Genomic DNA, 12,842 nt, shown 5'->3' with positions numbered 1-12,842 from the left:
GGGGGATGTGAGCACCGTTCTTGTCGCGCCCGGCCTCGAGTTGCCCGTCAGCGGCACGCCCTTTGGGGAGACCCCGGCACAGGATGTCGACAACCTTCGCCGCCGTGTGGCGCGGAAGGCCCGGATCGCTGTCATCGTGCTGGTCATTCTTGCCGGTGCTGCCATCGGCATCGTCTGGCACGTCGGCCAGCCGCTGTGGGGCAACTGGCCCCGTGTGGAGGCCGTCGTGGTCAGCCAGCGTGAGTTCGTAGCGAAATACACCAACTGCGATCTTGGGCTGAGCTCGATCATCGACGGGCAACCTCATCGCAGCCATGTCACTTTCGGGGATCCGTGCAGCCAGGCACCGCCTATCGGCGCAGTGGTTGCTATGGCTTATTCCCCTGACGACCCCGGCTGGGTGCGTCTTCCGCAATATAGGAATTCTGAATCGTTCACGGTGTTCATCGTCGGCTTCTGGCTGGCTATCCCGCTTGCTGGCTGGACATTGCTGACCGTGCTCGCGATCCGTCGGTTCAGGTGGGTGTCCCGACTCGGGGTAGTTCCCTGGCAGGAGGTCACCGGTACCGTCAGGTCAGCCTCCCTGATCGGCGTTATGGGCCTGGAGATGTCGGTGGAAGGCGCGCCGGACGTTGGCATACGGTTCGGGGTCCGCGGGATCAGTTTCTTCCCGGTGCCGACGGAGGGCAGCACGTTCACGCTTCGCCTGGCAGGGGACGGCAGCGGGAAGGTCCTGGTGAGCCTTCCCGGGCACTGGGGTGAGAGCCTTGGCAGGATCTGGCCCGTTGTCGCCCGGCTTCCAACGAGCTAAATCCACGGTGTGGCCATCCTAGGACCACGTTCCAGGCGACCCCTCCGCTGTCCAGCGATTCCTGTCGGCTATCCTTCAGCGACGGTGAGGGAGCCTTCCGGAGCATTTAGCTCTCGAGTGTCGAACGGGATGAATCATTAGGTTAAATCCACGGTGAATCCTGCAGCTGTGAGTCCCTCCTTGATAAATCGTCGAATGTCATCTGTGTCTCCGGCGCGAGCAGCCGGGCCGCCCTGCCAGTAGACCCCAATGCCCATCGGCGGGGCGGCCAAGTTGGCCTTCGTCGCGTGGCGGGAACCACACTTCGGACGTTTGCCGAAGTCGAGGGCTAGGCTCGGGGAGGTGTACGGTGATTCGGTCCTGTTGCCTGGTGGGGCACGTCTTTGCGCTCAAGAAGTGGCCTCCGGCGCCTCTTTCGCTTCCTGGGGGCATAGCCCTTTGCGGAGACGGCTCCGGTTGTTTCGGATGTTCGCGTGGGTCTTGTGCTTCGCAGTCCTTGCGCTATCGGGGTGGGGACTGGCGGAATCGATCCAGCGCTCGTTAATTTCCTTTGTTCAGGTCCCCGCTCTTGTCACTGAGGAGACGACAAGTGGCCGTGGTGATGTTTGCCGGGTACAACTCTCTTTCATCTTCGACGGTCAAGGACGCACCGGCACCTACGATGTGAACACCTCGTGCCATGTTCTGCCCGGCACGGGGTGCCCTGTGAACGTTAAAGTCAACCCCGAAAATCCGCAAGACGTAGTCATCGTGGGCCACGAGGCCTCGGACCGAAACCTTCCCCTACCTATTGGCCTCGCCGGAGGCGCCGCCTTCCTCGCCGCGGGCCTCTTGGTCATCCGGTCCGAGAAGTCCTGGCGGCGCGCTGGCGCCCTTGGCAGGAAAGGTCTCCCGTGGCTGCAGATCACCGCCACTGTCAAAGGACACAAGTCAGGGATGTTCCACGAAGTGTTCACCCTAGAAGGCAAAGGCACCAAAGGACAACCAGTCGCCTTCCGGATCAAGGTAGCTGCGTGGGCCAAAATGCCGAAGCCGGACCAGGAGCTAACCTTCCATCTGCTCTCCGACAGCGGCCCAGCTGTCATCCTCGCCGTGGGAGAGCGCCCCTGGTACCGCCTCGCAACCCTCTCCACCCCACTCGTTGCATCACCGTCTCTTTCGCGTTGACCGAACCCCGTCTCACAGAACGATCCCTTACCGGACACGTCCGTGAACCCGTTTGAGCCGCAGAGGAGTCTGGGTACGCGAAAAACCCAAGAAGAGCATACGCTCTGCTTTTATCTGAACGTGGAGGCCCACGAGCCACCGACGGTCCGTGCGAGTCGTTGCAGTTCCTCCCACGAAGATGGCCCGGTCTCACAGACTTCGAGGGCTCGGTCAAGAAATTTCACGGCGGACTGCATTGCTGGCGATGAATCAATGTCCGCGGCGCTGGGGAAATCGCTGGCGTTGCGGACAAGCATTTCGCCGGGGACCAGGTCGGGCTGGGTGATCGAGTATTCCGCTGCTTCCTGAACCTGTCTGGCGCCCCACGTGGCGTCCTGTGCGTCGTCGGTCAGCCACGTCCTGATCGCGTAGGCAACCGCCGCTGCCCCGTTCTGCGCGTACCCCATATCGAAGAACCACTCCTCATCATCTGAGGGTGCGAAGGCAGCGGCTTCCGTATCGAGCAACCTGACGTCGGCGTTGCGGTTCGAGGCAACATCCCAGGCGGAGTCGAGAATGTCCCGTAATCGAGCTTCTCTGCTCAGGTCCGTCCTGCTCCAGTAACGCCGCTGAAGCGGATCCAGGCTCTCTGCGCAAGCCGCGGCGAAACCGTCTTGGCTCTCTTGTCCAGCCGGGAAAGCCGCCCCTTCAGAGCGGCCTCGTCGTAAACCTCTGTTGGCACCTCGTCGCCCCTTTGCTGTCGTTGGGCCGATGATTGGCGGCACCGGCCGTCTACCTGTCCGCTGGTTCCAGGGTGATCATGTAGCAGTCATCGCCATCCAGGCCATTGTCGGCGACCGATCCGAGATTGAAGTACTGCACCTCGACTCGGTACGTGCCTGGTGGCACCTCCACCTTCCCGCCGCTCATGCCGTTGTCCGTGGGGCCGGAGACTTCCACAACTCCGCTGGGGACCTCCAGGGTTCCCGTCATGACCCTGTCGACGCTGCCGGTGAATGAATGCTCCGAGCCGAGCCGGATCAGAACGGGTGCGTGCATGTTGCGCATGGTGCCCACTGCGATGTACCGGTCGCCCTGGACGAACATGGCGTCGATCGTCTCGTCGGTCCATTTCGCCCAAAGATCCGAGAAGTCTGCCGTCGGGTCCGAGACGGTGAACTGGTGGTAGTCGGTGAAGAGATTGAATTCGGCTTCCACGTGATCTCCTTATCCGGCACATCGTGTCCGGCGGCGGATTTCCTTCTCGACCAGCGCTGACTGGACAAGACCGGCCAAGCCGACAAAGGCCCACAGGTACGTTTGCCACGCACCATGCCACAGCAGGGATAGTGCCAACCACGAAACCCCCACGACATGGCTGCTGACTCTCATCGAGCGAAGTAGTTCCGTCGACCGTTTCGGGAAGCGTGCAGGCTTCCGAAAATAGCTCTGAAATCTCTGGAGCATGATGCCTCGTCCCGACGGTGGAATGCCTCCATGGTACTGACATCCGCGGAGTAGGCGATGACTGGTCTTGAGACGAGCGGCAGGGGTATGAGGGCCCAGGTGCGGCGCCGCTATGGCCGGCTGTTGCCGCCGCGACGGCGCCGGCCCTGCCGCCAGCCCGGGATAACCTCGTTCAGCAGGGCTTCGTTGGCTGCCGTGAGCTTCCCGGCCCGATAATCGATGCGCTGCGTATGCAGCCACACGCCCAGGGTGCGCTCTTCCCGGTCGTCGGTCTTCTGGTGTCGGGGCCAGTCGTTGCCAGCGGCCCGCCAGACGGCGACCTCGGCCACGCGCATCTTCCAACGGGTCGCGTCCGCGTCCCGTTGCGTTGGGTAATCCCGCCAGCCAGGAATGGCGTCCAAGGCCGTGGCGTAGGCAGGGGAGAGGGTGCCGGTGGCCGCCTACTCCCGGCGCCGGGTCAGCCACCCAGCCAGGGTGGATTCCCGCCGTGGTCGGCCGGTGACCGGGCAGGCGCCCTTCGGCCCGGTAGAAGGCCAGGATCTCGTCCAGGTTCCGCCGGCAGGCCTCGGTGACCCGAGGCGGTGGCGCGGGCAGGGCGGCCTGGTGCTCGGCCCGCAGCCCCGGGTCCTGCTTCGCCGCAATGGCAAGGTGATACCGAACCGTGGTCTCGGCGGGCCCGGCCGCCGCGGCGATCATCGGCGCGGCGATGCCCTGCCGGTACATACGGACCCACTCCGCGTTCGGCGCCCCGCGCCTGATCGGGGTCATCGGCGAACTCCGTCAGGGGTGAGAGAAGGCAGGCTTCAGAAGGGCCTTCGGGACCTGAGGGGCGCCAACCGCCTGTATCTTCATGCAGTTAGGATCCGAGAAGATGACGTGACGAACCTTCGATACCTCTTCAATATCGGTGATGGGCGTGTTCTGTACTTCGGTCGCGGCATTCACAGGCATCAGGTCTACGTCAAAACTCTTTGCCCCGCCACCGACCCTCCGTGTGGGTAACAAAACTTCCGGGGTACGTGGGAAGCGGACGACCTACCTTGAGCGGGATATTGGCTGTGGCGGCGGAGTAATTCAGACGCCTTTCAGATATCGACGAGCTACTGAACCCCATCCTGTGTCCCGGCGGCGGCGTGCAGTTACGGCTCAAGTCAAAGGGGCTTTCCTTCTCTTGTGTTGTAACGGAAACCTGATTCTTTCATTCTTGAGCAGCGCCCGTTAGCCGGTGGTCAGGCGCGCAGCCGCAAATCCGCCCGCTGACTGTCCGTGGACTGCTGCCGCGTCGAAACCCGTGCATGGCCAATAAGTTTCGCCATGCAGGCCTCCAATGTGTCTCATAACTAGTGATTAGTACTTCGATTCAGGCAGAAGGTTTCGAGACATAGTTATGAGAACCGCCGGACGCAAGGAAAGTCGCGAGGTTTCACAGGATACGCGGGGACTTCGTATCTGCTGGGGCAGCCCTTTTCGGCGCTCTTATGGGCGCCTTGATACTTACGGTGATTCGCAGGGCCGATAGCAAACGGCTCTGATTTTCGATGCCCTCCTGAGAGGTTTCCGGTTGAGGATCCTCTTCCGGACATACAAAACGCTGTTTTCTGTCGGGGTGCGATTCGTGGCGACCATGGCAGCGTGTTCGTGGAGACAGTTGGTGCGTGCGGCCACCCGCAAGCAATTCTTCACCATCGCCGGGACCCCTCCCGGGTGAAGATGCGCCGTTACAGTATTGAGTCGTCAGGTTGAACCGGATAGCCGAGTTCTTTCAGGGCGCCAAGTACGCCCTCCGGCCATTCGGCCAGAAACGACCACGGCATATTCTCTTCGGCTAGGAAGTTTGTGCGCGTCCAGTTGAAGATGACATGAGGACGGCCCGGATATATGGCGCGGACAGCGGAACGCTTGAGCCGCCACGGGCCGAAGTGGCGCGCCCACCAACGGGATCTGGGTCGAAACTCCAGCTGCGAGGGGCTCATGGTGAGTATGACCCACGGTCCTTGGATGCTGAACCGACCGGGGATTTCAAACCCAACCTGAACTCATATGTCATTCGTCCCTCTTCCGATTGCGGCGGGTTCGTCCCAGTATCCTGCGGCCCGCTCATCCACGCAGGACATTTCACCTACATATTCACTCTTGTCGCCTACGTCACGGATCGACTTCGCGCCCGTAAGTGGATCCCTCAGCGGGCGTTCGTTCGCCAGGAAAGTGAGACGAGGTTGTGGCGAAAGCTTCGCCCGGTCACTCAATGGGCATGCCTGCCCAGTTGTGCGGAGTCCAGTCCACGGGATAGCCGCACTCCTCCATCGAGAGGAGGACCGGGCCGGAATCGTGGGGCGACCAGAAGGTAAACCACACGCTGGGGTCGGTGGTGACGATCTCGACCTCCCAGATGATGGGCGGGATCAGGCGTCGCCGGCGCTTGGAGAAGACCTCTTTGACCTCGCTCCGCGGCACTATCCAAGGGCCGATGCGGAACAGGTTCAGGCCGCGGCCGTGGAACTCCAGCTGCTCCGGGGCGACGACGAAGCGGAGCGAGGGAGTGCCGGCTTGAAACCGGTAGTTGCTGTAGCCCCCGCCGATGAACTCGTATCGCAGTCCCCGAGCGAAGATGCCGTTATCGGTGTCCTCCACGGAGGTCAGCCTAGGCTCTATTCTTGCCTGCCATAAGGGGCTGCGCCTGGCAGACGGCGGCCCCGGGTAGCGCGCGTGCCGCCTCACACATAGGGTCCTGGACGGTGTTCGGGCTCTAAGGAACTGGGACACCCCGCATAGCTCTTCTGATCGCCTTGACGGTAGCGGGCCTCAAAATTGGCGTGGCCTGGACTGGAGCCGTTCGCGGGGACCCCCTGGCGTGCTACGCCTCCATGCTCGTTGCCTCCGCGGGGCGCCCGCCCGTGGAGGGTTATGCCTTGCGTGGTTTGATGATCAGGCCGATGACGGCTGCCAGGGCGAGGGCGGAGAGGATGGTCGCGGACCAGAACCCCGCGCGGCCTCCGGGCAGGAAGTCGCCCGGGACGGCGAAGGCGGCGTAGGTTGAAGCCACGATCGCCAGTCCGACGGCGCCGCCAAGCTGCTGCATCGTCTGGAAGAGCCCGGAGGCGGATCCGGCGTGCTCGGGTTCGACGTTGCGAAGCGCGAGCGTCGTGAGCGGCATGAAGGTCAGGCCGGCGGAGATTCCGGTCAGCAGCAGGGCCGCCATGACGACCATGAAGGGGGTGTCCGGACCCAGCTGGGTGAGCGGCAGGAAGCCGACGACGCGAAGGGCGGCGCCGAGGATGACGAGGCGTACGGCTCCGAAGCGCTCGACCAGTCGGGGGACGATCCGGGACATCGTGAAGATGCTCAGGGGCATCGGCAGGAAGGCCAGTCCGGTCACCAGCGGGCTGAGGCGCAGATCGCCTTGGAGGTATTGGACCATGAGAAAGAACATCGCCAGCATTCCGGCATAGGTGGCGGCCATCGCTGCCAGCGCCGCGACCCGGCTCGGACTGCGGAGCAGTTGCGGGCGGAGCAGGGGGTGGGCGACTCTCCGCTCGGTGAAGGTCAGGATAGCGATCAGTATCGCCCCGACCGCAAGGCCGCAGATCGTGCGCGGACTGGACCAGCCGGCGTCGCCCGCCTGAATGAGGGCCCACACGAGGGCGACGGCGCCGCCTGTCGCGGTTAACGCCCCGACGAGGTCGAAGCGGCCGGGGCGCCGCGGTGTCTCGGTGACAAGGCGGGGCACCGCAAGAAGGACCACGACGCCGATGGGCACGTTGATGAATAGGGTCCACCGCCAGCTTGTCAGGTCGGTGAGCAGGCCGCCGAGAATGAGTCCGAGCGCGCCTCCCATCGACGCGATGGCGGAGAACAGAGCGAGGGCCCTGTTGCGCGCACCTTCGTCCCGCGCGCTGGTTGTGATCAGGGCGAGTACGCTCGGGGCGGCGAATGCGGCGCCGAGTCCTTGGAGTGCGCGGGCAACGACGAGCAGAAGGGGCGAGGTGGCCAGCCCCCCGAGCAGGGAGAAGACAGTGAAGGCGCCGACTCCTATGAGGAAGGTCCGACGCCGGCCGAAGACGTCCCCGATCCGTCCGCCGAGCAGCAGGAGGCCGCCGAAAGCGAGGGAGTAGCCATTCAGCACCCAGCTCAGTTCGGCACGGGAGAAGTGGAGGTCGGTGGCGATGTGGGGGAGAGCGACGTTAACTACCGTCGCATCGAGGACAAGCATGAGTTGGGCAAGCATGACCAGCCAGAGGCCGATGCTGCCAACCCGGGATTCAGCCGGCGCGATGCCGGCAGGCGCGCCAGTGAAGGTGGTGGAAGTCATTAGAATGGTGTCCTGTTCTAGCCGAAGGGCTGACGTACACTAAGAGGAGAGATGCTCCGCTTAGAACTATACGGAGACACTCTCCGTTTGGCAATAGTGGCTTGAGAGGTGTGTTTCTGTGCGTGCTGACGCTCAACGTAACCGCGACCGGATCGTGGAGGTTGCGCGCGAGCTTTTTCGCGCGAGAGGCTTCGACGCCGTATCCATGGACGAGGTCGCCAAAGGTGCCGGAGTAGGCCCTGGCACGCTCTACCGGCACTTCCCGACCAAAGAGTCCTTGTACGATGCAATCATCGAGGCTTGGTCAGAGAAGGTTAACGGCGCAGTCGACCGGGCCCTTGCCCTCGAAGCCCCGGCGCGGGTTCGGCTATTGGCATGGCTGTCCGACTACGCGGCGATGCTGACCGAACATAAGGGGGCCGCAGCTCGGATCACTGGAGCGCTCGGCGACCCTGGATCCCCGTTCGCAGCGAAGTGCCAGACGTACCTCGGCGCCAACCAGCGCCTGATTGAAGGGATGGACTCGGCCCTGCGTCCAGGCGCGAACGCCATGCAGATCAGCCGGCTGGTGGGCGGCGTCGCTGCCGTCGCAGACAACAGCGAGCTTCCCGCGGACTCGGTGACAGCAATGCTCGCAGTTATCGCCGACGGACTGCTCGCCTCCGTAAACGCCTAACTGCCGAAAGGAATGGCCCACTTCTCAGGCGGCGGCGACGGCACCGAGGTCCTTGGCAGCGCTCATTTTGGTGAGTATGTAGAAGACGCCACGACGAACGACAGAAAACAACCCCCTTTGCACCCCTCCCGCGCATATCTTGAAGAGCCGATAACGGAGGTTCTTTGGCTACCTTTATGGTCCGGTCGGTGGTGAGGCCGTCAAACGGGGTGCTCCATGGAGGCCTGCCATCCGAGGATTTCGCGTGGTCGCTGGTTGAGTTCGGTGGCGACAACACTGAGAGGTGTCCGCCCCATGAACGCCGAGGTCTGTTCCTTTAGGAAAGTACTGGCGGCATTGGAGTGGTCCCACTGCATGCCGTCGGTGTTCTCGTTTGATCCGCGTTGCCAAGGTCTTCCGGGGTCGTAGAAGTACACGAAGGTCCCACGCGTGATTTCGCGGTACATCAGCCAATGCCAAATTCCAGGCAAGGCTCACGTTTCCGGCGGCAGCGGGGACTGACGCATGAGTTCGCGGGTATTGATGTAGATTCGCCAACACCCAGGACCGCCCGGCTTCGGTGTTGAGGCCCGTTTAACCAGTCCAAAAGGCCGCTTTCCATACGTCGGATCAGAACGGGACCTGACCGAAGAACAGCGCTTTTTGACAACGAGCGTTCGGCGCCAGGCCGCCTGGACACATGTTGGTGGAGCTGTGATCGATTCCCCGATCGTCCGCGCTCCGCGGAACGGTATGGCCGGTGGGATGTGCCGCATCAATGCCAGCGGCGACTCCCCAGGACCGTCACAGCGGCCGTGATGGCGATGCCGAGGCCGATCGGGACGCTGAAATGGATCTGGAGCAGGAGCACTCCGATGGCGGCCCCGGCGAACATAGCGAGGACAGCGCCCAGCCGTCGGTTGAGTAACCGGGGCCGTTGCTTGCCCACAAGTGACTCTCCGGCGAGGGAAGTCATGGTGGAAGTAATGACCACTGTGGTCATGTCTCGTACGCCCAAATGCCGCGCAATCAGGGCCTGGGAGCCCATGTGCATGGCGATAACGGCGGCAATAATGACACCAATGGACTGCCAGTCGACGTCTTCCACGATGAGAGAGATGGCGGCGGTTCCCGACAACGCGATACAACCCGCTGTCAGAAGGAGGGTGACCCTCCGGTTCCAGCCTTTCGGGCTTGACTGGAGCGTAAATCCGGCGACCGCCGCGCCGAGGAGAAAGGCGCCAAGTGCTACCAGTGGGCCCAAAGTTGGCAGGTTCGCCGCCCCGGCCAACGCCAACGCAAGAATCACCACGTTGCCGGTCATGTTTCCGGTGAAGACGTGATCAAGTCCAAGGTAACCGACCGCGTCAACCACGCCTGTAACGAGCGTGAGGGCCATCATGAGCATCAGTCGGAACTTTTCCGGAGACGCATTTTCTTGCGGGGTAGAGGCGGTTTTGGTAACTGAGCTGGCTACGGCTGATGTCATGGTTTAAGGGATCCTTCATCGTGAGGGGGTGGTCTTTATGACCACCCCCTCGGACATGCTTGTTGGTGGTTTTAGATGTGCTGGGTGGCAGCTCGAGGGTGTCATCGTCAATCAGGCCCTCGGCAAGGATGTGGTCGTTGACTGTCTGTGCGTCCATGTCGCCTACCACGACGCGCGCGAATGGCGGGAGTTATCCTCCCGCCGTCGTGAGCCGTTCGGCTTGCTGCCTCGCATTGTTGGCGCGGCGCTCAGCCTTAAAGCTTGGAATGCTCGCCCAGGCGGTGCCATGAACGGTTGTGGTAGACCAGAGCGTCGCTGGGTTCGCCCGCCTTGACGTCACGCATCACGCGGGACTCCAGGGCGTGAACGGCGATGATGGTGGAAGTCCCCACCTCCATGCGATCGATGACGGCGCAGCGCACCCAGGCGCGGACATCGTCATACACCGCTTCGCCGGTCGCAAGGGCCGACCAGCGGTGCGTCTGGTCAAAGCGGTCGGCGCCAGGGGTCGCTCCAAACTTCGCCAAGCCGACGTCGTGCGCGTCCAGCAGGTGCACGACGACGGTTTCGGCGCGGGAAAGCACCTCGGACGCAGAGGACAGTGCCGAGACCGAGAAGATCAGCAATGGAGGATCCGCACTCACTGACACGACTGACGATACCGTCAGCGCTACCGGTCCTTCGCCGGCATCCGCCGTGACGACGGCGACACCTCCCGGGTGCCCACGGAACAGTGCTTTGAAGTCGTCGGCCGAGAGGGAGGACGGGAAGCTTTGCTTCGGAGCCTCGAGCCAGGTGTCTGCGGGGTAGGCGTGAAACATCGTTATGACGCTTTGGGGGCGGAGGGGGCGAGTTCCTGGCGAATGATGTTTGTCCCTGCGCTGAGAGCACTCAGCTTGGCCAGTGCGACGTCCCGGGGAAACGGTGCCATGCCGCAGTTGGAGCTGGGGATGAGCTTGTCCGCATCGACGAACTGCAGGGCCTGGCGGAGGGTGTTGGCGACGTCCTCCGGGGTCTCGATGGTCTCGCTTGCGACGTCGATAGCCCCCAGCATGACTTTCTTGCCGCGGAGGAGCTCGATGAGGTCCATGGGCACGTGGGAGTTCTGGGATTCCAGCGAGATGATGTCGATGCTGGAGCTCTGCAGCAGCGGGAACGTTTCCTCGTACTGCCGCCACTGTGAGCCGAGCGTCGCCTTCCAGTCATTATTCGCCTTGATCCCGTAGCCGTAGCAGATATGCACGGCGGTCTCCGCACGCAGCCCTTCGGCCGCTCTCTCAAGCGCAGCCACGCCCCAGTCCTTGACCTCATCGAGGAAGACATTGAACGCGGGCTCGTCGAACTGGATGATGTCAACGCCGGCCGCCTCGAGTTCTTTCGCTTCCTGGTTAAGGATTGTGGCGAACTCCCAGGCCAGCTTCTCGCGGCTCTTGTAGTGGTCGTCGTAGAGCGTGTCCACCATCGTCATTGGGCCGGGAAGGGTCCATTTGATCGGCTTGTCGGTGGTTGCGCGGAGGAATTTTGCGTCGTCGACGAAGACCGGCCGTTCGCGGCGCACCGGTCCGACGACGGTCGGTACGCTGGCGTCGTAGCGGTCGCGGATGCGCACGGTCTTGCGTTGTTCAAAGTCGACCCCGCTCAGATGCTCGATGAAGGTCGTGACGAAGTGCTGGCGGGTTTGCTCGCCGTCGCTGACGATGTCGATGCCGCGTCGGCTCTGCTCGTGGATGGCGATGCGCAGCGCATCCTGCTTGCCCTCGAGCAGCGCATCTCCCTCCAGCTTCCACGGGGACCAGAGAGTCTCCGGCTGTGCGAGCCACGATGGTTTCGGCAGGCTTCCGACGACGGTGGTGGGCAAAAGTGTGTTCATGATGGGCGATTCTCCGTGGGTCAGTTGACGAGAGCGGGGTAGTTGGCGGTCCACTGGTCCAACAGATCCTTGTGGGGCGTGATGAAGTGTTCCTCCGTGTACTTCGCCTGCGTGATCGCGAGCTGACCGCGCTCGACGCGGTCGTAGGCGATCTGGGTCCGCGAGTAATCCTGCTCTCCCAGGCTCGGCTGGTAGACGACGGCGGCGGCGGAGTTCGCGTTGTAGACCTCCGGGCGGTAGATCTTCTGGAACGTCTCCATGGTGCTGATGGTGCCGATGAGCTGCAGGTTGGAGTAGTCATTGAGCAGGTCGCCGCGGAAATAGAAGGCGAGCGGCGCAACGCTGCCGCGTGGCATGAAGTAGCGCACCTTCAGCCCCATCTTTGCGAAGTACGCGTCCGTCAGCGAGAACTCGTCCTGCTGGTACTCGACGCCCAGGACCGGGTGATGGTTTCCGGTTCGCCGGTACGTCTTGCTCGTGGACACGCTGATGCACACAACTGGCGGCTGCGGGAAGCGTTTCCGGCATACCGGGGAATCGAGGAAGTGCTGGAACAGCTTGCCGTGAAGATCGCCGAAGTCCTCGGGCACCGCGGGCTTGCCTGAGTCCCCGGCTGCCGATGGCAGTACGACGCTGAAGTCGAAGTCACGGACGTAGGAGGAGAAGTTGTTGCCGACGATCCCTTGGTGGCGGACCCCGTTCAGCAGGTCGACGATCTGGATGTCGAGAACCTCGAACAGCGGGAACTGCTGATCCGTGCCGTCTGAGGTGAGCTGTATCTGCACGGAAACGATCTCAAGCTCGAGCGTGTAGCGGTCCCGGTCCGGGTTGTCCCAGTCTGCGAGATCGTTGAAGCGGCGCCGAATCATGGTCAAGGCGTTGCGGAGGTTCTCCTGGCGGTGCTCGCCCCGTGCCAGGTTGGCGAAGTTCGTCGTGATCCGGGAGCCTTCCGACGGGGAGTAGTCCTCGTCGAAGCGGGTGGTGGTAATGCTGAACGTGAAGTCGTCGGCCATGCGCTGCCAATCTTGGAGATGGGCCGGAGACGGCCTTTCAAAGGGGACGTGTCCATGGTGCAGCCTTTCAAGGGGTATCAAG

General features: G+C 62.8%; 12 protein-coding genes and 1 pseudogene. 3 read left to right on the top strand and 10 right to left on the bottom strand.

Going from position 1 to position 12,842, the window contains the following annotated elements; all coding sequences use genetic code 11:
• Positions 1 to 7 precede the first annotated feature (7 nt).
• Positions 8 to 811 carry a hypothetical protein gene (locus J2X98_RS15810; protein WP_307309998.1) on the top strand — a complete coding sequence of 268 codons (804 nt, stop codon included), beginning with the start codon at positions 8 to 10 and terminating at the stop codon, positions 809 to 811.
• A 705-nt stretch (positions 812 to 1,516) separates the two neighbouring features.
• The gene (locus J2X98_RS22325) at positions 1,517 to 1,978 is read left to right on the top strand and encodes a hypothetical protein (protein WP_307309996.1); all 462 of its coding nucleotides are present in this window, start codon (positions 1,517 to 1,519) and stop codon (positions 1,976 to 1,978) included.
• Positions 1,979 to 2,088: 110 nt separating this feature from the next.
• Here J2X98_RS22325 and J2X98_RS15800 read toward each other — a convergent pair whose 3' ends face one another.
• From J2X98_RS15800 to J2X98_RS15780, 5 genes are all read right to left on the bottom strand, one after another.
• Positions 2,089 to 2,484: a hypothetical protein gene (locus J2X98_RS15800; protein WP_307309993.1), complete on the bottom strand. Its 396-nt coding sequence runs from the start codon at positions 2,482 to 2,484 to the stop codon at positions 2,089 to 2,091.
• Positions 2,485 to 2,749: 265 nt separating this feature from the next.
• Complete coding sequence (gene comJ, locus J2X98_RS15795; RefSeq protein WP_307309991.1) at positions 2,750 to 3,175, bottom strand: competence protein ComJ; 426 nt, start codon at positions 3,173 to 3,175, stop codon at positions 2,750 to 2,752.
• Positions 3,176 to 3,534: 359 nt separating this feature from the next.
• A complete protein-coding gene (locus J2X98_RS15790; protein ID WP_307309988.1) occupies positions 3,535 to 3,825 on the bottom strand; it encodes a helicase associated domain-containing protein in 291 nt (96 codons plus the stop codon).
• 1,837 nt (positions 3,826 to 5,662) lie between these two features.
• A complete protein-coding gene (locus tag J2X98_RS15785; RefSeq protein ID WP_307309985.1) occupies positions 5,663 to 6,055 on the bottom strand; it encodes a hypothetical protein in 393 nt (130 codons plus the stop codon).
• Positions 6,056 to 6,326: 271 nt separating this feature from the next.
• Positions 6,327 to 7,733, bottom strand: coding sequence for an MFS transporter (locus J2X98_RS15780; protein WP_307309982.1), 1,407 nt, complete (start codon positions 7,731 to 7,733; stop codon positions 6,327 to 6,329).
• 118 nt (positions 7,734 to 7,851) lie between these two features.
• Between J2X98_RS15780 and J2X98_RS15775 the strand changes: the two genes are divergently transcribed.
• On the top strand, positions 7,852 to 8,409 hold the full coding sequence (locus J2X98_RS15775) for a TetR/AcrR family transcriptional regulator (protein WP_307309979.1): 558 nt from the start codon (positions 7,852 to 7,854) through the stop codon (positions 8,407 to 8,409).
• Between the two features lie 200 nt (positions 8,410 to 8,609).
• Here the strand turns inward: J2X98_RS15775 and J2X98_RS15770 are convergent.
• The 5 genes and pseudogenes from J2X98_RS15770 to J2X98_RS15750 form a co-directional block, all read right to left on the bottom strand.
• Positions 8,610 to 8,834 (bottom strand): annotated as a pseudogene (locus tag J2X98_RS15770) (transposase); the annotation flags it as partial.
• A gap of 329 nt (positions 8,835 to 9,163) precedes the next feature.
• Positions 9,164 to 9,877 carry a YoaK family protein gene (locus tag J2X98_RS15765; RefSeq protein ID WP_307309976.1) on the bottom strand — a complete coding sequence of 238 codons (714 nt, stop codon included), beginning with the start codon at positions 9,875 to 9,877 and terminating at the stop codon, positions 9,164 to 9,166.
• Between the two features lie 254 nt (positions 9,878 to 10,131).
• Complete coding sequence (locus J2X98_RS15760) at positions 10,132 to 10,698, bottom strand: flavin reductase family protein (RefSeq protein WP_307309973.1); 567 nt, start codon at positions 10,696 to 10,698, stop codon at positions 10,132 to 10,134.
• A gap of 2 nt (positions 10,699 to 10,700) precedes the next feature.
• Positions 10,701 to 11,747 (bottom strand): methionine synthase, encoded by a 1,047-nt coding sequence (locus J2X98_RS15755; protein WP_307309971.1) that lies wholly within the window; start codon positions 11,745 to 11,747, stop codon positions 10,701 to 10,703.
• A gap of 20 nt (positions 11,748 to 11,767) precedes the next feature.
• Positions 11,768 to 12,760 carry a DUF1852 domain-containing protein gene (locus J2X98_RS15750; protein ID WP_307309968.1) on the bottom strand — a complete coding sequence of 331 codons (993 nt, stop codon included), beginning with the start codon at positions 12,758 to 12,760 and terminating at the stop codon, positions 11,768 to 11,770.
• Positions 12,761 to 12,842: the final 82 nt, after the last annotated feature.

Origin of the sequence: Pseudarthrobacter enclensis (assembly GCF_030811655.1) — a bacterium.
Taxonomy (GTDB): Bacteria; Actinomycetota; Actinomycetes; order Actinomycetales; family Micrococcaceae; genus Arthrobacter; species Arthrobacter enclensis_A.
The sequence above is the reverse complement of the archived record's forward strand: the minus strand, read 5'-3'. Positions and strand labels throughout refer to the sequence as shown.